At 45.4% G+C, this 23,059-nt stretch carries 24 protein-coding genes; 7 read left to right on the top strand and 17 right to left on the bottom strand.

The genetic code is table 11. The features are described from left to right. Nucleotides 1-4: 4 nt before the first annotated feature. From hisD to FOT42_RS01635, 13 genes are all read right to left on the bottom strand, one after another. On the bottom strand, nucleotides 5-1,294 hold the full coding sequence (gene hisD / locus FOT42_RS01695) for a histidinol dehydrogenase (RefSeq protein ID WP_151888837.1): 1,290 nt from the start codon (nucleotides 1,292-1,294) through the stop codon (nucleotides 5-7). After that, nucleotides 1,291-1,728 carry a GNAT family N-acetyltransferase gene (locus FOT42_RS01690; protein ID WP_151888836.1) on the bottom strand — a complete coding sequence of 146 codons (438 nt, stop codon included), beginning with the start codon at nucleotides 1,726-1,728 and terminating at the stop codon, nucleotides 1,291-1,293. Before FOT42_RS01690 ends, hisD begins: the two co-directional genes overlap by 4 nt. A 9-nt stretch (nucleotides 1,729-1,737) precedes the next feature. After that, nucleotides 1,738-2,595, bottom strand: coding sequence for an ATP phosphoribosyltransferase (gene hisG, locus FOT42_RS01685; protein ID WP_151888835.1), 858 nt, complete (start codon nucleotides 2,593-2,595; stop codon nucleotides 1,738-1,740). 203 nt (nucleotides 2,596-2,798) lie between these two features. Further along, a complete protein-coding gene (locus FOT42_RS01680; RefSeq protein ID WP_151888834.1) occupies nucleotides 2,799-3,614 on the bottom strand; it encodes a prohibitin family protein in 816 nt (271 codons plus the stop codon). Nucleotides 3,615-3,625: 11 nt separating this feature from the next. Then, complete coding sequence (locus FOT42_RS01675) at nucleotides 3,626-5,656, bottom strand: vWA domain-containing protein (RefSeq protein ID WP_151888833.1); 2,031 nt, start codon at nucleotides 5,654-5,656, stop codon at nucleotides 3,626-3,628. 5 nt (nucleotides 5,657-5,661) lie between these two features. Then, nucleotides 5,662-6,411: a 3-oxoacyl-[acyl-carrier-protein] reductase gene (fabG, locus tag FOT42_RS01670; protein WP_151888832.1), complete on the bottom strand. Its 750-nt coding sequence runs from the start codon at nucleotides 6,409-6,411 to the stop codon at nucleotides 5,662-5,664. Nucleotides 6,412-6,518: 107 nt separating this feature from the next. After that, entirely contained in the window at nucleotides 6,519-7,391 is an 873-nt protein-coding gene (gene sucD, locus FOT42_RS01665; protein WP_151888831.1) for a succinate--CoA ligase subunit alpha, read from the bottom strand. Nucleotides 7,392-7,452: 61 nt separating this feature from the next. Further along, nucleotides 7,453-8,388 carry a UDP-3-O-(3-hydroxymyristoyl)glucosamine N-acyltransferase gene (locus FOT42_RS01660; RefSeq protein WP_151888830.1) on the bottom strand — a complete coding sequence of 312 codons (936 nt, stop codon included), beginning with the start codon at nucleotides 8,386-8,388 and terminating at the stop codon, nucleotides 7,453-7,455. A 3-nt stretch (nucleotides 8,389-8,391) separates the two neighbouring features. Beyond that, the gene (gene efp / locus FOT42_RS01655; RefSeq protein ID WP_072881962.1) at nucleotides 8,392-8,958 is read right to left on the bottom strand and encodes an elongation factor P; all 567 of its coding nucleotides are present in this window, start codon (nucleotides 8,956-8,958) and stop codon (nucleotides 8,392-8,394) included. A 4-nt stretch (nucleotides 8,959-8,962) separates the two neighbouring features. Then, on the bottom strand, nucleotides 8,963-9,748 hold the full coding sequence (gene lpxA / locus FOT42_RS01650; protein ID WP_108425573.1) for an acyl-ACP--UDP-N-acetylglucosamine O-acyltransferase: 786 nt from the start codon (nucleotides 9,746-9,748) through the stop codon (nucleotides 8,963-8,965). Next, nucleotides 9,749-11,161: a bifunctional UDP-3-O-[3-hydroxymyristoyl] N-acetylglucosamine deacetylase/3-hydroxyacyl-ACP dehydratase gene (locus FOT42_RS01645; protein WP_151888829.1), complete on the bottom strand. Its 1,413-nt coding sequence runs from the start codon at nucleotides 11,159-11,161 to the stop codon at nucleotides 9,749-9,751. Beyond that, nucleotides 11,142-12,182 carry a UDP-3-O-(3-hydroxymyristoyl)glucosamine N-acyltransferase gene (gene lpxD / locus FOT42_RS01640; protein ID WP_151888828.1) on the bottom strand — a complete coding sequence of 347 codons (1,041 nt, stop codon included), beginning with the start codon at nucleotides 12,180-12,182 and terminating at the stop codon, nucleotides 11,142-11,144. The genes FOT42_RS01645 and lpxD overlap by 20 nt, the downstream gene beginning before the upstream one ends. Nucleotides 12,183-12,205: 23 nt before the next feature. Then, on the bottom strand, nucleotides 12,206-13,432 hold the full coding sequence (locus tag FOT42_RS01635) for an HD domain-containing protein (RefSeq protein ID WP_151888827.1): 1,227 nt from the start codon (nucleotides 13,430-13,432) through the stop codon (nucleotides 12,206-12,208). 36 nt (nucleotides 13,433-13,468) lie between these two features. Between FOT42_RS01635 and porX the strand changes: the two genes are divergently transcribed. The 5 genes from porX to FOT42_RS01610 all read left to right on the top strand — a co-directional run bounded on the left by porX (nucleotide 13,469) and on the right by FOT42_RS01610 (nucleotide 18,005). After that, complete coding sequence (porX, locus tag FOT42_RS01630; protein ID WP_151888826.1) at nucleotides 13,469-15,013, top strand: T9SS response regulator signal transducer PorX; 1,545 nt, start codon at nucleotides 13,469-13,471, stop codon at nucleotides 15,011-15,013. A gap of 7 nt (nucleotides 15,014-15,020) precedes the next feature. Continuing rightward, nucleotides 15,021-15,437: a tRNA (adenosine(37)-N6)-threonylcarbamoyltransferase complex ATPase subunit type 1 TsaE gene (gene tsaE, locus FOT42_RS01625; RefSeq protein ID WP_151888825.1), complete on the top strand. Its 417-nt coding sequence runs from the start codon at nucleotides 15,021-15,023 to the stop codon at nucleotides 15,435-15,437. A gap of 608 nt (nucleotides 15,438-16,045) precedes the next feature. Continuing rightward, the gene (locus tag FOT42_RS18255; protein WP_226789768.1) at nucleotides 16,046-16,381 is read left to right on the top strand and encodes a hypothetical protein; all 336 of its coding nucleotides are present in this window, start codon (nucleotides 16,046-16,048) and stop codon (nucleotides 16,379-16,381) included. A gap of 43 nt (nucleotides 16,382-16,424) precedes the next feature. Further along, on the top strand, nucleotides 16,425-17,624 hold the full coding sequence (locus FOT42_RS01615) for an alanine dehydrogenase (RefSeq protein ID WP_151888823.1): 1,200 nt from the start codon (nucleotides 16,425-16,427) through the stop codon (nucleotides 17,622-17,624). A gap of 6 nt (nucleotides 17,625-17,630) precedes the next feature. After that, complete coding sequence (locus tag FOT42_RS01610; RefSeq protein WP_151888822.1) at nucleotides 17,631-18,005, top strand: DUF4258 domain-containing protein; 375 nt, start codon at nucleotides 17,631-17,633, stop codon at nucleotides 18,003-18,005. Here the strand turns inward: FOT42_RS01610 and FOT42_RS01605 are convergent. Beyond that, nucleotides 18,002-19,174 (bottom strand): proline dehydrogenase family protein, encoded by a 1,173-nt coding sequence (locus FOT42_RS01605; RefSeq protein WP_151888821.1) that lies wholly within the window; start codon nucleotides 19,172-19,174, stop codon nucleotides 18,002-18,004. The genes FOT42_RS01610 and FOT42_RS01605 overlap by 4 nt on opposite strands. 91 nt (nucleotides 19,175-19,265) lie before the next feature. Between FOT42_RS01605 and aroB the strand changes: the two genes are divergently transcribed. Both aroB and FOT42_RS01595 read left to right on the top strand, forming a co-directional pair. Further along, on the top strand, nucleotides 19,266-20,321 hold the full coding sequence (aroB, locus tag FOT42_RS01600; RefSeq protein ID WP_151888820.1) for a 3-dehydroquinate synthase: 1,056 nt from the start codon (nucleotides 19,266-19,268) through the stop codon (nucleotides 20,319-20,321). A gap of 93 nt (nucleotides 20,322-20,414) precedes the next feature. Next, nucleotides 20,415-20,747 (top strand): hypothetical protein, encoded by a 333-nt coding sequence (locus FOT42_RS01595; RefSeq protein WP_151888819.1) that lies wholly within the window; start codon nucleotides 20,415-20,417, stop codon nucleotides 20,745-20,747. 1 nt (nucleotide 20,748) lies between these two features. On the opposite strand, the gene FOT42_RS01590 is transcribed toward FOT42_RS01595, so the two are convergent. From FOT42_RS01590 to FOT42_RS01580, 3 genes are all read right to left on the bottom strand, one after another. After that, on the bottom strand, nucleotides 20,749-21,267 hold the full coding sequence (locus FOT42_RS01590) for a DinB family protein (protein ID WP_151888818.1): 519 nt from the start codon (nucleotides 21,265-21,267) through the stop codon (nucleotides 20,749-20,751). A gap of 18 nt (nucleotides 21,268-21,285) precedes the next feature. Further along, nucleotides 21,286-21,765, bottom strand: a complete 480-nt coding sequence (locus FOT42_RS01585; protein WP_108425583.1) for an Lrp/AsnC family transcriptional regulator — start codon at nucleotides 21,763-21,765, stop codon at nucleotides 21,286-21,288. Nucleotides 21,766-21,865: 100 nt separating this feature from the next. After that, nucleotides 21,866-22,969: a M14 family metallopeptidase gene (locus tag FOT42_RS01580; protein WP_151888817.1), complete on the bottom strand. Its 1,104-nt coding sequence runs from the start codon at nucleotides 22,967-22,969 to the stop codon at nucleotides 21,866-21,868. Nucleotides 22,970-23,059: the final 90 nt, after the last annotated feature.

Genomic DNA, 23,059 nt, shown 5'->3' with positions numbered 1-23,059 from the left:
ACATTTAGTTTGATTTTATTGCATTTAGGCGAAGGGTCACCGCGTTTTTATGGGCCTGTAATCCTTCGGCCTCTGCCATCAATTCGATGGAAGGACCAATCGCTTCCATTCCTTCTTTGGATATTTTTTGAAAGGTCATGCTCTTCATAAAACTGTCCAGATTTACACCGCTATACTGCTTTGCATATCCGTTTGTGGGCAAAGTATGATTGGTTCCAGATGCATAGTCACCCGCACTTTCGGGCGTATAGTTGCCAATGAAAACGGAACTGGCATTCTGAATGTTCTGGAGGTAAAACGCCTCGTTTTCCACACAGACAATGAAATGTTCCGGGCCATAATCATTGATCAAATCCATAGCCGTTTCATCATCTTTCACCAAGATGAGCTTGCTGTTCCCGATCGATTTTTCTGCGATGGCCATCCTTGGCAATTCTTTGATCTGTGATTCAATTTCTTGTTCCACGGCATTAATCAACTTTTCCGAAGTGGAAACCAGGATTACTTGGCTATCGGTTCCGTGCTCAGCTTGACTCAACAAATCCGAAGCTACAAAGGCTGGGTTGGCAGAATCATCAGCCACGACCAAAAGCTCACTTGGTCCGGCTGGCATGTCAATGGCAACCCCATATTTGGTGGCCAATTGCTTTGCAACCGTCACAAATTGGTTGCCCGGGCCAAATATTTTGTACACATTGGGAATGGTTTCCGTTCCGAATGTCATTCCTGCAATGGCTTGAATGCCACCTACTTTGAATATTTTTGTTACCCCACAAAGTTGGGCAGCGTAGAGGATGGTCGGATTGACATTTCCCTTTTTGTCCGGCGGTGTGCACAATATAATTTCATTGCAACCCGCCAATTTCGCAGGAACAGCCAACATCAAAATGGTCGAGAACAGGGGCGCTGTTCCTCCGGGAATGTAAAGTCCCACTTTTTGGATGGGTCTCTTTTCTTGCCAGCACATCACCCCGGGCATGGTTTCCAGTTCCACTTTGGTCGTTTTTTGGGCGGCATGGAATTTTTCAATGTTCGATTTCGCCAAGGAAATTGCCTTTTTCAGTTCGGAGGGAACCGAATCGGATGCCTCCTTAATTTCGTCTGCCGTCACCAAAAAAGTATCCAATTGGGCCCGGTCAAACTGGTCTGTATACTTTTTGATGGCTCTATCTCCATTTGTTCTTACCTCCTCAAAAATAGACTCCACAATTTTTTCAATATCGGCCACCGTTTGTGTGGGCCGTCTGAGTATTTCGGGCCAGTCTTCTCTTTTGGGGTCATTGACTCTGTTCATTTTTTCAATTTTTTTATCATGTGATGGCCCATCGGAACATATCCATGGGTCTCCCAAAACTTCTTTCCTCTGGTATTCTGCACATAGCAGTTGACTTCAGCAGTCTCACAATCAATTTCTTTGGCATAATTGAACAAAAAATCCATCATAAGCTGACCAATACCTTTCCCTTGATAGTTCGGGGAAATCATGACATTATCGGGCTCTACGTGTCTTCCCGCATAGAGTTTGTTGAGTACCCATACGCCACAAATGCCTATCAATTCTTCTTGGTCATATACCCCGATGCATTTATAGCCCATCGGAATCATTTCAGTCAATCGTTTTTCCAATACTTCCAGAGGAATTTTTTCTCGGTTGAGGATATACGCCAACGGTAAAATGTCCTTGAGTTTTTCCTTCGGAATCCATTTTATGGTGTACTGCGCTTCCATCTTCCAAACCTAAAGGACCATTTTTTCGATGGGGCAGACCAAAATGCCCTCGGCACCTGCTTGCTTCAGTTCGTCGATGACCTCCCAGAAGGTATCCCTAGTGATGACGGAGTGTACGGAACTCCAACCTTCCTCGGCCAAGGGCAATACCGTGGGGCTGCGCATTCCTGGCAAAATGGAAATGATTTCATCCAGTTTGTCATTTGGGGCGTTCAGCAGGATGTATTTGTTCTGTCTTGCCTGAAGCACGGATTGGATTCTGAACTGTATTTTCTTCAGGATTTCCCTTCGTTCCTCGGATATTGTGGGCGAAACGGCCAGTACGGCCTCGCTTTGCAAAATGACCTCCACTTCCTTCAAATTGTTCTTGAACAGGGTGCTGCCGCTTGAAACGATATCGCAAATACCATAGGCCAAGCCAATGTTGGGGGCTATTTCCACCGAACCGTTGATGATGTGCAATTCCGCCGTGACTCCTTTGGATTTGAGGTATTCGTTCACCGTGTTTGGGTAAGAGGTCGCGACCTTCTTTCCTTCAAAATCCTTGACGGAATTGTACTTGACCCCTTTGGGTACTGCAAGGGACACGCGACATTTGGAGAAATTCAGTTTTTCGGCCACGGCAATGTCATTGCCTTTTTCCACCAATACATTTTCCCCTATGATGGCAATGTCCACTACCCCATCCCTTAAATATTGGGGAATGTCCCCGTTCCGCAGATAGAAAACTTCCAAAGGAAAGTTTCTGGCAGTGGCCTTTAATTGGTCCTTTCCATTGTCGATGGAAATACCACAATCCTTCAAGATCTGAAGGGAATCCTCGTTCAAGCGACCGCTCTTTTGTACAGCAATCCGAATTTTTGTCATTAGTTCAATAGTTTTGTTCAAAAAACCAAATGGGCATAAAAACAAAACCCGCTTGATTTCTCAAACGGGTTAGAATATAGTTTAGATACAACAATACACTTCTATCTCGCTTGAGGGCAAGTATAAAAATGGTGATGATGTACTGTGTTATTTCTCATTACGTGTCAAATGTAGGACATATTTTTTTATCAAAAAAGGGGAATTTAGTTATTTCCTAAAATAAGGGGAAGCCCATCATCGCCTGATCCTACCACGACCACTTTGGCATTTGGGGACTGGGCCAGTTTCAAAGTCGCCTCAATTCCCTTATCTTGAAGAATTTTGTCTGTGAGGGAAGCACTCAATATTTGGTTGGCATCCGCTTTACCTTGGGCTTCGATTCGTACCTTTTCGGCTTCCTTTTGCGCGGTCACCAATCGGAATTCGTATTCCAAGGATTCCTGTTCCTGCTTCAATTTGCGCTCAATGGCATCCTTGATGGTGGGCGGCAGGGTCACATCCCTTACCAAAACTTCATTGAGTTGGATGTATTGGTCCTCCACAATTTTCTGGGTCTCCTCAAAAATTTCCTGTTGAATGGCATCCCGCTTGCTGGAATAGAGCTGTTCCGGGGTGTATCGTCCCACAACGCTTCGGGCCGCGGAGCGTATGGCAGGAAGCAGCACACGATCTACATACTGCTCGCTTTTTTCTTGGTGCAATTTACCCAACTCGTTGTATTTGGGTTGGAACCATACCGAAGCTTCCAATTTGATATCCAATCCGTTGGAGGACAGCACGTTCATTTTTTCCAGCCTTTCTTGTTGACGGGCTTCGTAGATAAAAACCTTGTTCCATGGGGCCACAATATGAAAACCTTCGTCCAGTGGGGGCCCATCAGTGACCACCCCTCCTCCAAATGTCCTATAGAGCACGCCGGCTTCACCAGAGCCTATGGTCACTGCGGATTTTGAGATGAAGATGATGAGAATAATGATACCTGCAATGGCAGGTAATGCAATCTTGGGTAATTTATCCATGTGTATATTTTTTACATTAATCCATTATATTTTCTGATGAACCACTCTACCGCCAGGACAAGTACCATCAGTCCGAGTAAAATACGGAAATCTATTAAAGATACCACATTCTTTCTGCTCTTTTGGACAGGAAGATACTGCTCGGATGATGACAGGTCGCTCACCAATGCCTCCACATTGTCCGTATAGTACAATTTTCCATTGGTTTTTTCTGCCAAACGCCCCAATTTTTTATGATCTGCGGAGGTAAGCTGTTTTTCGGGATCAAAATCCAAGATTCTGAAAGATCCCGAACGTTTATGGTTTTCGCCTTCTACGGAAACTGTAAATCGATATTCACCAGATGCAAGGTCGCCCAGGTCCACTTCGTAATAGGTGCTTTTCAATAACATGGGCGATTCGCGGTTGAAACCATTGTCCGTTCCCACGATCTGGATGGAAATACGGGCATTGGGGTCAAACTGATAGCCTTCGTCAAAATAGGAGGCCCTGATCTTGGCCATGCTGGCATTTTCAAACACGAGCGCGTAGTCCACATCCAACCTGCTCCGTTGGTCATTGGAGGTCAAATAGACCATTAGGGTCCCCATGAAATCATCAAACTTTTGAAAACTCTGATCGTTCCGATAGGTCTGGGCTCGCCATCTCCACATATTTTCCCCGAACAACACGGCCTCTCGCTGCTTTCCTTCGGTAAGGATGGAAAACAAGGGTTTGTCCAGATGTACTCCGCGAATCTGTTGGTACATGATGGTCTCTCCGCTTTTCTTCAGTTCGATATCACCAAGATTACCCACCAAAGGCGGAAAATCGTCCACATTGAAATCCCCAAGGCCAAAAACTCCAAAGGCATTGTTCAAAATGGGCAGGATTTCCTCGGATTGGCTATTTTCCACTGAAAAACTTTGCTGTGCCCCGTTCAAAAAATTCCAATCTGTTTTACTTCCTGTAATGGTGAAATAATTGGCTTTTGAATTTTGTAGCAACTCATATAACTGACGGAAATTCCTATTGGGTTGGTACAGGATCAGAATATCCGCTTCTTCCAACTCTTGAGCGGTTCCAGTGGGTTTGGTGATGGAGACCGATCGTTGCTCATTGGCCTCAATGGATTTTTTCAGTGCCCCGATGTCCGGGTGGAGCATGTCCGAAACAATCACCACATTGGTTTTTTCATCGATTACCTCAATGGCCGCTTCCTTTACGTTGTTGGTCGTGTTCTTTTCATTTTCCAAGGTCCCAACCTCTACTTTGATGGTCTTTATCCCCACGCTTTGGGCCTCCACAAGGGTGTTCAGGGTCTGGCTGTTCTTCAAGGCGTCCAGTTCCACACGCTGTTGATGGACCCTGTTTCCATTAATGGAAATGGTCACCGTTTTGGAAACGGCGGCCGAACCCTGGTAGCGAATGGTGGTTTCCACAGGGAACTTATTTTTCAGAAAAGCATAGGTGTTGGTGTTGATGAGCCCCACAGAAATATCCTCATACTGGGTGGTGTCGCCCACCACAACGGGGTTTACGGATAGATTCCCACCCAAATTGAGATATTCATAATCCCTTCCCAGTGTCTGGTTGCCGTCCGTGATCAATACGACCGCATTGGCACCGTTCAAAAAAAGCTCATTGGTAGTGGAAAGGGCGTTGGAAATATCCGTATTCCGTTGGTTGAAGACAATGGAGTCGGTTTGTGCCACTGCATTGCCAAAACCAAATCCATGAATGGAAAAACGATCTTGAAGTTGTGGATTTCCCTTGATTTTATCCAATACTTCGGAAAGATTTCTCTCCGTTGTGGCCTCTTTCATGGAAGTGGAATGGTCCACCATCAGGATCAGGTTCGCTTTTTCCAGATAGTAATCATTGTCCACGAACTTGGGGTTGATCAAAAGTAAAAGGCCGCAAAACAAGGCAATGAACCTCAATGCGGCCAATATGATCTTAAGCGGACCTTTTCTCGGGTTCCTATAGTAGTATTGAAAAAATACAACGCCTAGCGCGATGATCGCGGCAAGAACAATAAGGAACACCGTGTACAGCTCCATTCATTCTAGGTTAGCATGCCACCATCCACGTTCAGCACCTGTCCGGTAACATAGTCGGAAAGATCGGACGCCAAGTACAGACAGGCATTTGCCACATCTTCGGGAGATCCACCTCTCTTCAACGGAATGGCATCCCTCCAGCCCTGGACTGTTTTCTCGTCCAATTTATCGGTCATTTCGGTCTCTATGAAACCTGGTGCAATGGCATTGCAACGGATGTTCCTAGATCCCAATTCGAGTGCCACGGATTTGGTGAACCCGATCATACCTGCTTTCGACGCGGCGTAGTTGGTCTGTCCGGCGTTACCCTTCACCCCTACCACACTGCTCATGTTGATGATGGATCCTTTGCGCTGTTTCAGCATGGTACGCTGAACGGCCTTGGTCATATTGAAAACGGATTTCAGGTTGATCTCGATCACGGAATCAAAATCCTCTTCGCCCATGCGCATCAGCAGATTGTCCTTGGTGATGCCCGCATTGTTGATCAATACATCGATACGTCCGTCAAAATCTTCCAAAACTTGGGCCACGAGGGCTTCGGAATCTGCATAGCTGGCAGCATTGCTCTTGTATGCCTTGGCCTTTACGCCCATGCCAGTAAGTTCTTTTTCCAATTCCAAGGCGGGTGCCTCGCTGGAACTATAGGTGAAGGCCACATTGGCCCCGTGCTTTGCAAAGACTTCGGCAATTCCTCTTCCAATTCCCCGGCTTGCCCCGGTAATGATCACATTTTTCCCTTCCAAAAGTTTCATAAGATGATTGTGTTTGAATGGTTATCCACCAAATATAGCTGTTGTTTTACGTTTAGACGAAAAAAAATCCCGCATTGAACGGGATTTGTATAGGATTTAACGGTTGGTTATCCAACCACTTCTTTTACTTTGGCTCCGATTTCCGCGGGGGAATCCACTACATGGATGCCACATTCACGCATGATCCTTTTCTTGGCCTGTGCCGTGTCGTCACTTCCTCCCACAATGGCTCCGGCGTGTCCCATGGTGCGTCCGGCAGGTGCGGTTTCCCCTGCAATGAAACCAACAATGGGCTTCTTACTGCCACTTTCTTTGTACCATCTAGCGGCTTCTGCTTCCAGTTGGCCTCCGATTTCCCCGATCATGACCACACATTCGGTCTCAGGATCGTTGATCAAAAGTTCAACAGCTTTTTTGGTCGTGGTCCCGATGATGGGATCCCCTCCGATACCAATGGCGGTGGTAATGCCCAAACCTTGGCGTACTACTTGGTCCGCAGCTTCGTAGGTAAGGGTACCTGACTTGGATACGATACCCACTTTCCCTTTTTTGAAGACAAATCCGGGCATGATACCCACTTTGGCCTCTCCCGGGGTGATGACACCCGGACAGTTGGGACCGATCAAGGTACAGTCCATACCTTTAATATAGTCATTGGCCTTTACCATGTCAGCTACAGGGATACCTTCAGTGATGGTAATGATCACTTTGATACCAGCACTGGCGGCTTCCATGATGGCGTCCGCAGCAAATGCGGGTGGCACAAAAATAATTGTGGTGTCGGCACCTACTTCCTTAACGGCTTGTTCCACAGTATCGAAAACGGGCTTGCCCAAGTGTTGTTGACCACCTTTTCCTGGGGTGACCCCGCCGACCACGTTGGTTCCATATTCGATCATTTGCTCGGCATGGAAGGTTCCTTCACTACCAGTGAATCCTTGTACAATTATTTTTGAATCTTTGTTTACTAAGACGCTCATAGGTTTAACTTAATAATAGGTGCAAAAATACGGTTTGCAATGGTTTTTATCTATCGATTTTTTAATTCTTTTTGAGTTTTTGAAAGATTTCCGGAATCATTTTCACGGAGGCCATTTGCTTTAGCTTTTCGCGTGCTTCCTCGGCGGGACTTCCAAAATAGCTCTTTCCTCCTTCCAAGGATTTTGATACCCCGCTCTGGGCCAGAATGACGGCTTTTTTTCCGATAGTGACACCGCTGGTAATCCCAACCTGCCCCCAAAGGGTGACCTCGTCCTCGATCACGACACAGCCTGCAATACCCACATGGGATGCGATCAGGCATTTTTTCCCGATGATGGTATCGTGGCCCACTTGGATCTGGTTGTCCAGTTTAGATCCCTCCTTGATGGTCGTTGCCGCAGTCACTCCCTTGTCTATGGTACAAGAGGCCCCGATATCCACATTGTTTTCAATGACGACGTTTCCACCTGACAATAATTTGTCAAACCCTTCGGGTCGATTTTTATAATAGAATGCATCCGCCCCCAAAACCGTGTTCGCATGAATGGTGACATTGTCCCCGATCACGCAGCCATCATAAATGGTAACGTTGGGATGGATGACGCAATTCTTGCCAATCTTTACATGATTGCCAATGAAGGCCCCTGGCTGGATGATGGTACCCTCGCCTATTTCAGCGGTTTCCGAAATGTTGCTGTTCGCCCTTTTGAAGGGTTTGAAGTGCTTGGTCAATTTGTTGAAATCCCTAAAGGGATCATCGGAGACCAAGAGCGCCTTGCCTTCGGGGCATTCCACCTCTTTGTTGATGAGCACCACAGTAGCTCTGGACTGCAAGGCCTTGTCATAGTATTTGGGATGGTCCACAAACACAATGTCGCCTTCTTCCACCACATGGATCTCGTTCATCCCCAAAACCGGAAATGCTTCATCCCCGACAAATCCGGAACCGATGATTTCGGCAATCTCCTTTAATGAATGGGTCCTGGGAAATTTCATTCCCTATTCTTTAGCACGTTCCAGATAGGCACCCTTCTCGGTGTCGATCTTGATCTTGTCCCCTTCGTTGATGAAAAGTGGCACATTGATCCTGGCCCCGGTCTCCACTGTAGCGGGTTTTGTGGCATTGGTCGCTGTATTGCCCTTCACTCCTGGTTCGGTATGGGTCACTTCCAAAATAACACTGGCAGGCATTTCCACGGACAGCGGACTGTTATCCTCAGCATTGAAGATAATGGTTACAACCTCCCCTTCTTTTAGCAAATCTGGTGCATCAAGTGAATCCTTTGGCAAAGAGATTTGGTTATAGTCCTCCGTGTTCATAAAATGAAAGGTATCGCCCTCTGGATATAAGTATTGGTAGGTACGTGTCTCTACCCTTACATCCTCTATTTTATGTCCTGCGGAAAAAGTGTTGTCAATGACCTTTCCCGTGGTCACACTTTTTAGTTTTGTACGCACAAAGGCTGGGCCTTTGCCTGGTTTCACATGAAGAAACTCGATGATCTTGAAGATATCGTGGTTGTATCGGATGCACAACCCTTTTCGTATATCAGAAGTATTTGCCATATATTTAATTTGTACTGAAATAGCCTTTCATAATGCCCCTTTGCGAGTCTTTGATGAACTGTAAGATCTCATCACGCTCTGGGGTGGCTTCCATTTCTGCTTCTATAATGGATGCCGCTTGTGAATTGTTGTAGTTTTTTTGATAAAGGATTCGGTAGATATTCTGGATTTCCCTGATCTTGTCCGCTTCAAACCCTCTTCTTCGTAGCCCTATGGAGTTGATCCCCACATAGGACAAGGGTTCCCTTGCCGCCTTCACATAAGGGGGTACATCCTTTCTGACCAAGGAGCCCCCGGTCACAAAGGCATGGTTGCCAATGGATACGAATTGGTGTACGGCTACCATTCCGGCCAAAACTACGTTGGTTCCTATGGTGACATGTCCTGCCAAAGTGGAGTTGTTGCTAAAAATGCAACCATCACCCACTACGCAATCGTGGGCGACGTGACAATAGGCCATGATGAGACAGTTGTTGCCTATCACGGTTTTCATGCGGTCCGAGGTACCTTTATTGATGGTGGCGCACTCCCTGATCGTGGTATTGTCGCCAATATGAACCGTGGTCTCCTCTCCTTGATATTTGAGGTCTTGCGGCATGGCTGAAATTATGGCTCCGGGAAAAATGTTGCAGTTTTTGCCGATCCGCGCGCCTTCCATGATGGTCACGTTGGAACCTATCCAAGTCCCCTCTCCAATGGTCACATTGTTATGGATAGTGGTAAAGGGCTCAATGACCACGTTTTTGGCAATCTTGGCCCCTGGGTGAACGTATGCTAAAGGTTGGTTCATCTACGAGTCTGTGTTTTTTGTTTTAACGATCTGTGCCATCAGTTCGGCCTCAGACACCAATCTCCCATTGGCATAGGCATAGGCCTGCATGTGGCAGATGCCCCTACGGATAGGGGAAATCAAATCGCATTTAAATATTAAGGTATCCCCGGGAACCACTTGCTGCTTGAACTTCACATTGTCAATCTTCATAAAGAAGGTCAAGTAGTTTTCAGGGTCGGGGACCGTGCTCAGCACAAGGATCCCCCCTGTCTGTGCCATGGCTTCGACTTGAAGAACACCAGGCATTACAGGTGCTCCGGGAAAGTGCCCCACGAAGAAAGGTTCGTTCATGGTCACGTTCTTTACGCCCACCACATGGGAGTCGGAAAGTTCCAATATTTTGTCCACCAACAAGAATGGCGGTCTGTGTGGCAACATGTTCATAATCTGGGTGACATCCATCAATGGGGTCTGGTTCAGATCATAAGTGGGTACTTTGTTTCTTTTTTCGATCTTGATGATTTTAGAAAGTTTCTTTGCAAACTGGGTGTTCACAAAGTGGCCGGGTTTGTTCGCGATGACCTTTCCTCTTATCCGGGAACCCACCAAAGCCAAATCACCCATCACATCCAACAGTTTGTGGCGTGCGGCCTCGTTGGGATAATGTAGGGTAAGGTTGTCCAGTATTCCATTGGGCTTCACGGACAGCTTTTTCTTGTCAAAAGCCTTTTCCAATTTTTTCATGGTGGATTCGGATATTTCCTTGTCCACATATACAATGGCGTTATTGAGGTCACCCCCCTTTATGAGGCCATGCTCCAATAGCATTTCCAGCTCATGCAAGAAACTAAAGGTTCTGGCTTCGGCAATTTCTTCCTTAAAGTCGCTCATTTTTTCCAATGTCGCATTCTGGGTGCCCAATACTTTGGTCCCAAAATCGACCATGGTGGTTATCTGGTATTCATCGGATGGGATAACCGTGATTTCGCTGCCCGTAGCCTCGTCCTTGTACGAGATGACATCTTTCACGATGTATTCTTCCCTTTCTTCTTCCAGTTCAACAATGCCGGCCTCTTCCAAAGCCTTCACAAAGAATTTTGAGGAACCGTCCATGATCGGGGGCTCTGGAGCATCCAGTTCTATAAGGACATTGTCTATTTCCAATCCTACCAATGCAGCGAGAACATGCTCCGAAGTGTGGATCTTCACTCCGTTCTTCTCCAAATTGGTGCCTCTCTGTGTATTGACCACGTAATTGGCATCGGCCTCAATGATGGGTTCTCCTTCCAGATCTATCCTCTTGAATGCGAATCCATGGTTTTCCTTTGCAGGTAAAAAACTCATGGTCACATTCTCCCCTGTATGCAGGCCCACGCCCTGTAGGGACACTTTTTTTGCAATGGTGCGTTGTTTATTGCTTGTTTTGCTCACCTTCAACCTTTTTTTCTATGTTGGAGATTTGATTTACCAGCTTGGGCAAATTCTTAAAATGTACATATGATTTGTTGAAGTCCCCATAACTAAGGGCCGGTGACCCCTGGAGCACTTCATCATTCTTTACGTTTCTTCCGATTCCCGATTGGGCCTGAATCTTCACCCTATCACCTATGGTGATATGGCCCACGATGCCCACTTGCCCCCCAATGAGACAGTTCTTGCCAATCTTTGTGGAACCTGCTATGCCTGTTTGAGCAGCAATGGCTGTGTGCTCCCCTATTTCAACATTATGGGCTATCTGTATCTGGTTGTCCAGTTTCACGCCCCTTCGTAATATGGTAGAGCCTAAAGTAGCCCTGTCTATGGTGGTGCCTGCGCCTACATCGACATTGTCCTCCAGGATCACGTTCCCTGTTTGGGGCACTTTACTGTACTCCCCATCGGCATTGGGGGTGAAACCAAAACCGTCGGCCCCGATGATCACTCCACTGTGGATGACACAATGGTTCCCGATCAAGGATTCCGAATAGATCTTGGCCCCGGCAAAGACCACAACGTTGTTGCCTATGGTCACATTGTCCCCTATATATACGTTGGGATATATCTTCACATTGTCGCCAATCTTCACATTGTCGCCCAAATAGGAAAATGCGCCCAAGTAAAAACCTTCACCATAGACCGCACTTTCAGACACAAAAGCCGGGTTTTCAATCCCAACTTTGTTGTTCTTCTTGACTTGGTTGTAATATTCCAGCAATTTGGAGAACGACTTATAGGCATCGTCCACTTTTATCAAAGTGGTGGACAAGGTCTGTTCCGGCACAAAGTCTTTGTTCACGATGGTTATGGACGCCTTTGTGGAATAGATGTAAGAGGTGTACTTTGGGTTGGCCAAAAAGGTCAGCGACCCTTTTTCGCCTTCTTCGATCTTGGATAATTTATGGACAGCGATTTGAGGATTTCCCTCAACTTCCCCCTCTAGGATTCCGGCAATTTGGGTAGCTGTAAATTTCATTTGTGCAAAAGTAACAAAATTTGTCAAACAGCTTCCTTCGGGTAGCAGCTGTAATATTTGGTAACGGTTTTGGAAAGTGCCTTCAAGCTGAGCTGATCGGATTCTTTGAGCACATCGGTTATTCTTCCACTCTTTTTGAGAATGTAAATGGCCTGTTGTTCCATACTATAGGCCTTGTTCGATATTTCTCCCTCAAATACAAAGTTGGAGGCTTCTTCAAGTGAAAGATCGTGTTTTTGCATGATTCTTTCCAATTTTCCGTTCAATTTTTCTGGTTCGGAGGGACGGTTTTTGATCTTGATGTGCAATAGTTTTCGGTTCAGCAGCATCTGGCACATTTTCGAAAGCACAAAATCATCATGGAACTGCCATGATTTTATGGCACCCAGTATGTCCACATCATCCAGTTGGGCAAATTTTTCAAGAATCTCCGTGTTGAAGGCAATGGCTCCTTCCTGTTTCAGAAAAAACAACAACGATTGGCTCGCTGAAAGCTCTTCGCCTTTGGCGAGCAATATCTTGGCACGCTGCATGACCCGTATCAACAACTGCTCTGCAGCCAGACCCGTTTTGTGAAGATATACCTGCCAATACATGAACCTTCGGGCCATGAGGAACTTCTCCACGGCATAGATTCCCTTCTCCTCCACCACCAAATTGCCATTGGCCACATTGAGCATGGAAATGAGGCGCTCGGAATTGATGTTGCCCTCGGTGACCCCCGAATAGAAACTGTCCCTTTTCAGGTAATCCAAACGGTCCATGTCCAATTGGCTCGACACCAGTTGGTTCATATAAGGTTTGGGATAATCGCCCTTGAATATGGAAATAGCGGTATCAAGTTGACCCTCAAATTCATCATTGAGGGCTTTCATGAACTGTAGCGACAGCTTTTCATGGCTCAGGTCTTTTGCAACTACGCCTTCCAGCGCATGTGAAAATGGGCCGTGGCCCATGTCGTGCAACAGTATGGCGCAGAGCAGTCCGTTTTCTTCCTTCTCCGTGATCTCAACGTTTTTCATCTTCAGGACCTGAATCGCCCTTGTCATCAAATGCATGCTTCCCAAAGCATGGTGAAATCGGGTATGATGGGCCCCTGGATACACCAAATAGGAAAGACCCATTTGGGATATCCTCCGCAACCTTTGAAAATAAGGATGGGCGATGAGTCTAAAAATTAGTTCGTTGGGAGTTCCAATAAAACCGTAAATTGGGTCGTTAAAAACGTTAAGCTTATTGGTTTTTACCAAGGATTTTTGTTTTTATCCCACAAAGATAATCACTATATGAACAAGATTACAATTCTTTGGGTAGATGATGAGATCGATCTGCTCAAACCACATATACTTTTTTTGGAGGACAAAGGCTACGAGGTGGTCACCAGCCAAAGCGGACAAGATGCCCTGGAAGAGATCAGGGAACAATTTTTCGATATTGTTTTTCTGGATGAGAACATGCCGGGCATATCCGGTCTGGAAACCTTGAACGAGATCAAAAAGTATGATGCTTCCATCCCAGTGGTCATGATCACCAAGAGCGAGGAGGAGTACATCATGGATGAGGCCATTGGCTCCAAGATTGCAGATTACCTGATCAAGCCCGTGAACCCCAACCAGATTTTACTCTCCCTGAAGAAAAGTTTGGACAACTCCCGATTGATCTCGGAAAAGACAACCTCCAATTACCAGCAGGAATTCCGAAAGATAGCCATGGACCTCTCCATGGTCAATTCCCATGAGGAATGGGTGGATCTGTACAAAAAATTGATCTATTGGGAACTTCAATTGGAACATATAGAGGATACCGGGATGTTCGAGATCTTGGAATCGCAAAAAGTGGAGGCCAATTCCCAATTCGGCAAATTTGTGGACAAAAACTACAAAAGCTGGTTCAAGGAAGGGAATGCACCCATCATGTCACACACCCTGTTCCGGAGCAAGGTACAGCCCGAACTGAAAGGAGGCAAAACCTTGATGGTGGTCATCGATAACCTTCGATACGACCAATGGATGGCTTTTGAAGAGATTCTTTCCGCACATTATAAAAAGAAGCAGGAATGTGCCTATTTCAGTATTCTTCCGACCGCTACGCAATATGCCCGTAATGCACTTTTTTCAGGGCTTATGCCGCTGGATATGGAAAAACAGTATCCCAATTGGTGGAAAAACGACACGGATGATGGGGGCAAGAACCTTTTTGAGGCCGAGTTCCTCGGGGCGCAACTAAAGCGATTGGGACTCGACCTGAAATGGGAATATCACAAGATCAACAACCTTAAACAAGGCAAACAATTGGCCCAAAACTTCAAATCCCAAAAGGAAAATGACCTCACCGTGGTGGTCTATAATTTTGTGGACATGCTGTCCCATTCCAAGACCGAAATGGAGGTGGTGAAGGAATTGGCATCCAACGACAAGGCCTACCGTTCCCTTACATTGAGTTGGTTCAAGAACTCCCCCTTGCTGGAGATCATCCAACAGGCACAGGTTTTGGGCATGAAGCTTATCCTGACCACGGACCATGGTACCATCAATGTGAAACAGCCCTCAAAAGTGATCGGGGACAGGGAAACCAGCTTGAACTTGCGCTACAAAACAGGGAAAAGCCTTACCTACGAGGAAAAAGAAGTGCTGGCCACCAAAAATCCGCAGGAAATTCACCTGCCCAACATCAACCTGAGCAGCAGTTTCATCTTTGCGAAAAACGACCTCTTCTTCGCCTACCCCAACAACTACAACCATTATGTGAGCTATTACCGGAATACCTACCAGCATGGAGGGGTTTCCTTGGAAGAAATGATCGTTCCTTTCGTAGTTTTGGAAGCAAAATAATGCACTGGTGAAAAAAACTTTTCAATTGAACGAAATCCGGGAAGTGGCCAAGGAAATTATTGGGACCACACCGGGAAAGATCCTTTGTTTTTATGGGGATATGGGCGTGGGAAAAACCACACTGGTCAAGGCCATGGTTAAAGAACTCGGTGCCATGGACGAGGCCAATAGCCCCACTTTTGGATTGGTAAACGAATATCGCGGTGAAAACGACAAACTTATCGCCTTTCATTTTGATTTTTATAGGTTGAACGATGAAATGGAAGCACTGGACATGGGTTTTGAGGACTACTTGGCACAAGATACATGGGTGTTCATTGAATGGCCGGAAAAAATCGAGTCGTTGATCCCTGAAGATGCTGTGGGCGTATTCCTGCACTTTGTCGATGAAAACACACGCTCAATCGAGTTAAATGTTTCTTAACAACTCATTCATCTATCTTCAAACCAGATTATTGTACAGAGCAACCATTTTTCGATAAAAGGACTATTTTTTGCGTTAAAAAACTAATTTTATCGATGAAACGTAGGTGAGGTTGAAATATTTTCCTACATTTGCCCTGTGAATGAATTCATTTATTAACCAAAAACTCTTTTACGATGAACACTAAAAAAGTTTTTTTTGGATTGCTAGCTGTTGCTTTTTTGGCAATGACCGCTGTTTCTACAACAGTAACGATTGACAAGAACCAAACCGTTAGCATCGAGAAAAGGGATCTTAAGAAATTGTAGATTTCTTTTCGATCGACAAATCTGATAATCCCTTTTAGCGAAGGGATTATTTTTTTACACAATATTCCTTCATTTTTTTAGTTTACTAGAGTAATGAAGGACAAAACTACCATTAGGAAAAAGCTCATTATCGAAGGAATTATATCGCTCTTGATAGCCATTTCTCCTTTGATGTTTTATTTTTATAAATACTTGCCAATTGACAGCCAGTCTTGGAGTTTTTTAGGCATAGAATTCACTTCGAATGGTTTTAATGATATAAGCGATGCATTTTATTATTACTTCAATAAAATTGTCCCCTTGCTTCTTTTGGTCATATGGTTTATCACCTCCAAGAACTGGTGGTACCACGCTATACTGATTCCGATTTCCATGTATAGTTTTCAACTTTTTACCGTACTGAACTATAGTTCAAGTAAAATTGATGAAAATGAAATATTGTATGTTGTCGCCGTTACCATGGTAGTGGTACCCGTAGTCTATTTCATCAGGTTGAAACTTGTGGACAAACATGTGCATGGCATAGATCTGGATGCCATGGACACCGAACTCCAAATATTGAAGGAAAAAGAGGAATTGCGTAAGGAACGGGAGAAACTCGAACAACGGCAAAAGACCCTTTCAAAAAAAATGTAAATTTGTTAAATACCTGATGGTATGCTGAACAGATTTACTGCTTATGAACCAGCCTTCTTCCCCCTTTAGCAAACAGCAATTGCTGCCCCAAGAAGAAACTTTGGAAGTCCTTAAACAAAAGGGCGAACTATTTATAGGAATCCCAAGGGAAAACCAATACCAGGAAAAGAGGGTCTGCCTTACCCCCGATGCCGTAAATGCCATCACGGCACATGGCCACCGGGTACTCATGGAATCCGGGGCCGGGGATGGTGCCAATTTTTCGGACATTGACTATACCAATGCAGGAGCAGAGATCACACGGGATACCAAAAAAGTGTTTTCGTGCCCCATCATCCTAAAAGTGGAGCCCCCCACCCTATCTGAAATCGATTTGCTGAATCCCCAGACCATTGTCATTTCTGCATTGCAGATAAAGACCCAGCGAAAAGAATATTTTGAGGTCTTGGCCAAAAAAAGGCTGACCGCCATCGCTTTTGAATTCATTCGGGACGATGATGGCAACTACCCGGCCGTACGCTCCCTGAGCGAGATTGCGGGCATTTCCTCCATCCTCATTGCTTCAGAATTGATGGCCGCCACGGGCAAGGGCAATGGGCTGATGTTCGGGAACATCAGTGGGGTGCCACCAGTGGAAGTAGTGATCATAGGAGCAGGTACCGTTGGGGAATTTGCCGCCCGTTCCGCTTTGGGACTTGGGGCCAACATCAAGGTGTTCGACAACTCCATCAGCAAACTCAGGAATTTACAGATCAATCTGAACCGTACCGTCTATACCTCCACCATCCAACCCAAAAACCTGATAAAGTCTTTGAAACGGTGCGATGTGGCCATCGGTGCCACGAGGGGCAAGGACCGCTCCCCGGTTGTGGTGAGCAGTTCCATGGTGGAAAACATGAAAAAAGGAGCCGTGATCATTGATGTGAGCATAGACATGGGCGGTTGTTTCGAAACTTCTGAGGTGACCACGCACACCAAACCTACTTTTGAAAAATATGGGGTCATCCATTACGGGGTGCCCAATATTCCGTCCCGTTATCCGCGGACCTCTTCCATATCCATCAGCAATATTTTCACCCCTTATCTACTGAAAATTGGTGAGGATGGCGGCTTGGAGCATTCGCTACGTTTCGACAAAGGATTGCGTAGCGGGCTTTACATGTATCACGGTATCCTCACCAATAAATCGGTGGGGGAATGGTTTGGACTGAGTTACAGCGATATTAACTTTCTTATTTTTTAAATACGCATGGGATTTTTAAGGCGATTGGGATGGTATTTAGTTGGACTGTCCATTGGAATTGTGTTTTTGGTGTTCTTCTTGAAGAAAAAATCAGGTGGTGAAGGCATGGATTTCTGTTATTTTCCCAATTGCAGGGTGTTGAAAGACATGCGCTCCAAACCCATCTCCTTTGGAGATGCCGTTCCACAAGAATTAAGGGACACAATCATGGTCAAATCCATTTTGACCGATGGCAATGTGGATTTTGGGAAAAGCGACACCAAGGCAGAACCCTGTAAGGTCTACTATGTTTCAAAAAAGATTGCGGACCAGAATATGGAACTACAGATCAGAAATTGCCAAGAAGAACTGATTGTTGAGGAAACAGCCCTTTTGGATTAATCCTCCAACTTCCTGCGCTTTCGTTCTTTTTGCAACAATGCCAACTCCCTTGACGTTTGCCCGGCTACCGATGTATTTTCCTCTGCCCGGCGTATCAGATAAGGCATCACATCACGTACCGGGCCATAGGGCACATATTTCACCGCATTGTAACCCAGTGCGGCCAAATTGTAGGTTATATGGTCGCTCATCCCGAACAACTGGCCAAACCAAATGTTACTGTCCGATGGCTCTATGCCCTTTTCCTGCATTTTTGAGATCAATTTGAGGCAGCTCTGCTCATTGTGGGTCCCTGCAAAGAGTACAAATCGATCTAAATTGTCCATCATGTAGTCAATGGCGGCATCAAAGTTTTCATCGGTCTCTTTTTTGGAGGCACAGATGGGGCTTGGGTATTCTTTTTCCTTGGCCCTGTCGTTCTCTTTTTCCATATAGGCTCCTCTCACCACCTTGGCGCCGATGCTAAATTGTTCCGAAGCGGCAATATCCCTTAGTTTTTTGATATAATCCAATCGGTCCCAACGGTACATTTGGAAGGTATTGAACACAATGGCCTTCTGTTTATTGTATTTGCGCATCATTTCCAGCACCAGGTCATCGGCGGCATTCTGCATCCAACTTTCTTCTGCATCGATGAGCAGCGAAACGTCCAGGTCATGGGCTTTTTTACATACCCTGTCAAACCGGTTCACCAATCGGCCCCATTCCGCTGTTTCGCTATCGTTCAACGTATGGCCTGCACTCACTTTCTCAAACAGTTTGAATCGACCAAAACCGGTAGGTTTGAACACCGCAAAGGGAATGGCATCCTTTTCCTTGACAAAATCGAGCACCTCCAAGGTCTTTTCCATGGCAAAATCGAACTGGTTGTCCACCTCCTTACCCTCAGCGGAATAATCGAGAATGGAACAGACGCCTTTTTCATACATTTTATCAATAATGGGGAGACAATCCTCTTCATTTACCCCACCGCAAAAATGGTCAAATACCGTGGCCCGGATCAGACCTTCAACAGGTAGGTGGGCCTTTATGGCAAAATTGGTCACTGCAGTGCCTATGCGCACCAAGGGTTCATTGGCTATCATCTTAAAAAGGAAGTAGGCGCGCTCCAATTGGGAGTCGGTCTTCAGCTCAAAAGCTATTGCGGTATTCTCAAAATTCGGCAGCATTATTTGTAATCTATTTAAGATCCAAATATAAGTACGGAATCTATAACCTTTTCTATAAAAATAGTCTTTATTTAGTGGTGAAATTGAAATTATGGAATCGGTCAAATCACAAACCTACGAAGTACATATCGGGGAGTTGGCGCAAGCGGCCCTGAACCAGCATATTGCCAAAAAAAATTACTCCAAGATCTTTTTGCTGGTCGATACCAACACCAAGAAACATTGTTTGCCGGCATTCAAGAAAATGTTCAGTGCGCCCATTGATTCCATTTTCGAAATTGACCCCGGCGAGGAAAACAAGCATATCCATACCTGTCTTCAGGTCTGGGAACATCTTTCCAACTTTGATGGGGACCGAAAAAGCCTCTTGATCAATCTTGGCGGTGGTGTGCTCACCGATCTTGGCGGGTTTGTGGCTTCCACATTTAAACGGGGCATCGATTTCATCAACATTCCCACTACCCTGCTTTCCATGGTGGATGCGTCCATTGGCGGGAAAAACGGCGTTGATCTTGGAGCCTTGAAGAACCAGATCGGGGTCATCAACCAACCTCAAATGGTATTGGTGTTCCCTGAATTTTTACAAACGCTAGATCCAAGACAGGTCACGAGCGGGTATGCGGAAATGCTAAAGCATGGACTCATCAGGGATGCTGCATATTGGGCTGATTTAAAGGAGAAAAACAATTTCACGGACGCCTCCAGTATTCAAAAATCCATTTTCATCAAGAATGATGTGGTGTTGATCGACCCCACTGAGAAGGGATTGCGCAAAATCTTGAATTTTGGCCATACTTTGGGACATGCTATTGAATCCTACTGTCTAGAAAATCATAACAAGAAAACCCTTCTGCACGGTGAGGCTATCGCCGTCGGCATGATCTTGGAAGGTTATCTGTCCCATGAATTGAAAGGTTTGCCAAAATTGGCGCTTGACGAGATCAAGGAAACGTTTTTACACTATTTTGAAAAAGTGGTTTTTGATAAGGATGATATTGACTCCATTCTGAAACTCTTGAAATACGACAAGAAAAATTCGCATGGGGACATCAATTTTGTACTCCTCCAGTCCATTGGCGATGCGGTCACGGACATCAAAGTGCCCGAAGAACTCTTCCGTAAGGCGTTCGATTACTACGCGGAATGATAGTTACATGTACTGAATTTTTCAGTTGGCAACTCTCTTGATTGCCCCACTACAAAAAAGCATAGTTTAGGTCAGTATAAATAACTGACCATTATGAAACGAATATTGATCGACTACAAAAAGATGGACCACAAGGTGGCCGCTGCCTTGATTGATTCCTACCCTCACGGGTATGGGGACGATGACCTCCTGACCATCAAAAAGCCCAATGGGGAAATCATAGAAGCTGTGGAAGTGAGGACCGATGACACCATTTACTTGGTAAAAATCAGCAAGAGCCTCTCCAATTTCATGGCCAATTTTGAGGAAGCTATCGAAAAGGAACTGGACAGGGAATTTGACCTTGAACCTGTTGCCGATATGGATGAGGACCCCCTTCCCGATTCGACCTTCGAATCCGAAGAGATGGACAACGACGACTATTGAGCTAAACCAGGTATCGTTTCCTGATTATCCGAAGGTGGTGCGCTTGGTGTCCGCTTATAATGAACCCCATCGCCCTTACGCTCATCGGTGAGCCACTGGCAAACCCTTTGCGCTTAAGCGCCTCTTCATCAAGAGATTTGAAAAGGGTGATGGTGGAATCCCGAACGGCCTTGTACTCCGCCATCAAGTCCTGAACCTTCCTGCCATTGGCGTTGGAATAGGGTACAAAGAGATCCTGATCAAATCCAGGCAAGTCAACCTTGTCGTTACGGGCAAAACGAAGCGCACGATACTGAAAAATCCTCTCGGTGTCTATGATGTGTACCAATACTTCGGCCAAGGTCCATTTTCCTTCCGCATAGGCAAAAGAGAGCTTGCTTTCAGGGATTTTTCCCAAAAGGGACAACAATTCCTCTTTTCCATCCATCAAAGCATCCATTAGGGAAACTTCCCCCAATGCCATGATATAGGTATGGTAAAAAGGATTGTACTCAGACGTGGGCAACTCTGAAAGAAACATGGTCCTTTGGTAAGTAAATTACATCTCGTTAAAGATCGTGTGCATCAAACGCTTTTTGTCGTTGATGCTCTCTTCCAACGAAATCATGGTCTCCGTTCTGCTGATACCATCAATATCATCGATCTTAAAGATGATGTTCTTGGCATGGGTGGTATCCTTGGCCCTGATCTTGCAGAAAATGTTGAACTTTCCTGTGGTGATGTGGGCCACGGTGACGTATGGAATCTGGTTGAGCCTTTCGAGCACAAATTTGGTCTGATGGGTCTTTTCCAGAAAAATGCCCACATATGCGATAAAGGAATAGCCCAGTTTCACATAGTCCAAGGTAAGTGAAGAACCACGAATGATTCCTGCTTCTTCCATTTTTTTGACCCTAACATGGACCGTGCCCGCCGAAATCAACAACTTTTTGGCAATGTCGGTAAAGGGTGTACGGGTGTTGTCTATCAACATGTCCAATATCTGGTGGTCGACTTCGTCTAACTTAACTTTGTTCATTATCTTGAAATTTTCAGCAAAATTAGTGAATTGAGGAAATTTACGTAATAAAATTGGTTCTTTTTTAAATAAAATGCAAGAAAGCCTTGTGGATAGTTACTTAATTTTTGATTTGGAGCAATAAATTAACAATTTTATGGTGCTCCGGCACAAGTCCAAAATCCTTTAAATCAATACATTCTATTGTTTCATGACCGTAAAATCCTTCAAGCGTGCCCATTTCAATGATTTCAGGTTCAAAAATGATTTTTTCACCCTCCAGTACTTCCTTATATCGAATCCCGACCATTTCTTCGCCCAATTCCGGGTTCAGCACGCTCGGATTCTTGACCAGAACATCAAAGAAAAGTTTATCGTTTTCGGGAATCTTGAAATAATCTTTTGGACTGAAATTTTCCACTAGATCCATGGCAATGGTTTTCAGTGCTTCGATAAGGGCATAAAAAATGAAATGCCGGGTCCTTTCCCTTTCATAGTCCTTTGGAAAATGCCCCGCCTCGAACAAGATGGTCGGTGTGTCTGTCATCTGGAAGGCATCGCCTACGCAATTATCATTAAAACCGTCATCGTACCTCCCCACCTGCCCTGGAATGAGCTTTTGGAGGAAGGTATCCATGGCCACAATGATCTTCATGGCCGTCTCACGTGTGGGGGTCACCTCCCGCGCTTCGTTGCTGGCGGGCGATAAAAAGGAGGCCGTGGCGGGTTTGTCCGTTGCACCTGCACTAAAAAGGGTTCGCTGGTCGTGGAGATTAAAACAGAAGTCAGGTTGGAATTCCTCAAACAGTTGGCGCAATGCAACACTTTCTGGTTGGGTGAGCATCTTTGCGTCCCTATTAAGGTCAATCCCATTTTGGTTCACGCGGGTGTAAGCCTTGGCACCGTCAGGGTTGAGCATGGGTACGATCATGAGCGTGCACTTCTTCAATATGTGTTCAGCGACATCCTCATCAGATTGTAGAAAGTTGACCATGTCCCAAACTGCTTTTGTGGTCGTGGACTCGTTCCCGTGCATTTGGGACCACATCAATATCTTTTTGCTGCCTTTCCCCAAGGAGAAGCCATATAGGGTTTTGCCGCTGACAGCATTTCCAATTTCCATCAAAGGAACGGATAGTTTGGAAAAGCAGCTTTCCTCCAACATCTCTTGGGTAATGTACCTGCCGCTTATGGAATGCTCTTTATATACTGAATGGTCAATCACTTCTTATGTTATTTGGCCACAAAAATAATCATGTATTATTTTACAATTGTAATTATTCAATATCTCAAAAATTTACATATGTGTACTTAT

Source organism: Flagellimonas hadalis (assembly GCF_007785775.2).
Lineage (GTDB): Bacteria > Bacteroidota > Bacteroidia > Flavobacteriales > Flavobacteriaceae > Flagellimonas > Flagellimonas hadalis.
This window is presented reverse-complemented; position numbering and strand designations above follow the sequence as displayed.

What these genes read in the sequence shown, in the direction of transcription:
- hisG (WP_151888835.1), bottom strand. Translation starts at nt 2,595, where the DNA reads ATGACAAAAATTCGGATTGCTGTACAAAAGAGCGGTCGCTTGAACGAG.
- porX (WP_151888826.1), top strand. Translation starts at nt 13,469, where the DNA reads ATGAACAAGATTACAATTCTTTGGGTAGATGATGAGATCGATCTGCTC.
- FOT42_RS01680 (WP_151888834.1), bottom strand. Translation starts at nt 3,614, where the DNA reads ATGGATAAATTACCCAAGATTGCATTACCTGCCATTGCAGGTATCATT.
- FOT42_RS01610 (WP_151888822.1), top strand. Translation starts at nt 17,631, where the DNA reads ATGGGATTTTTAAGGCGATTGGGATGGTATTTAGTTGGACTGTCCATT.
- sucD (WP_151888831.1), bottom strand. Translation starts at nt 7,391, where the DNA reads ATGAGCGTCTTAGTAAACAAAGATTCAAAAATAATTGTACAAGGATTC.
- aroB (WP_151888820.1), top strand. Translation starts at nt 19,266, where the DNA reads ATGGAATCGGTCAAATCACAAACCTACGAAGTACATATCGGGGAGTTG.
- hisD (WP_151888837.1), bottom strand. Translation starts at nt 1,294, where the DNA reads ATGAACAGAGTCAATGACCCCAAAAGAGAAGACTGGCCCGAAATACTC.
- lpxA (WP_108425573.1), bottom strand. Translation starts at nt 9,748, where the DNA reads ATGAACCAACCTTTAGCATACGTTCACCCAGGGGCCAAGATTGCCAAA.
- FOT42_RS01595 (WP_151888819.1), top strand. Translation starts at nt 20,415, where the DNA reads ATGAAACGAATATTGATCGACTACAAAAAGATGGACCACAAGGTGGCC.
- fabG (WP_151888832.1), bottom strand. Translation starts at nt 6,411, where the DNA reads ATGAAACTTTTGGAAGGGAAAAATGTGATCATTACCGGGGCAAGCCGG.
- FOT42_RS01590 (WP_151888818.1), bottom strand. Translation starts at nt 21,267, where the DNA reads ATGTTTCTTTCAGAGTTGCCCACGTCTGAGTACAATCCTTTTTACCAT.
- FOT42_RS01605 (WP_151888821.1), bottom strand. Translation starts at nt 19,174, where the DNA reads ATGCTGCCGAATTTTGAGAATACCGCAATAGCTTTTGAGCTGAAGACC.
- lpxD (WP_151888828.1), bottom strand. Translation starts at nt 12,182, where the DNA reads ATGAAATTTACAGCTACCCAAATTGCCGGAATCCTAGAGGGGGAAGTT.
- FOT42_RS01675 (WP_151888833.1), bottom strand. Translation starts at nt 5,656, where the DNA reads ATGGAGCTGTACACGGTGTTCCTTATTGTTCTTGCCGCGATCATCGCG.
- FOT42_RS01690 (WP_151888836.1), bottom strand. Translation starts at nt 1,728, where the DNA reads ATGGAAGCGCAGTACACCATAAAATGGATTCCGAAGGAAAAACTCAAG.
- efp (WP_072881962.1), bottom strand. Translation starts at nt 8,958, where the DNA reads ATGGCAAATACTTCTGATATACGAAAAGGGTTGTGCATCCGATACAAC.
- FOT42_RS01660 (WP_151888830.1), bottom strand. Translation starts at nt 8,388, where the DNA reads ATGAAATTTCCCAGGACCCATTCATTAAAGGAGATTGCCGAAATCATC.
- FOT42_RS01615 (WP_151888823.1), top strand. Translation starts at nt 16,425, where the DNA reads ATGAACCAGCCTTCTTCCCCCTTTAGCAAACAGCAATTGCTGCCCCAA.
- FOT42_RS01585 (WP_108425583.1), bottom strand. Translation starts at nt 21,765, where the DNA reads ATGAACAAAGTTAAGTTAGACGAAGTCGACCACCAGATATTGGACATG.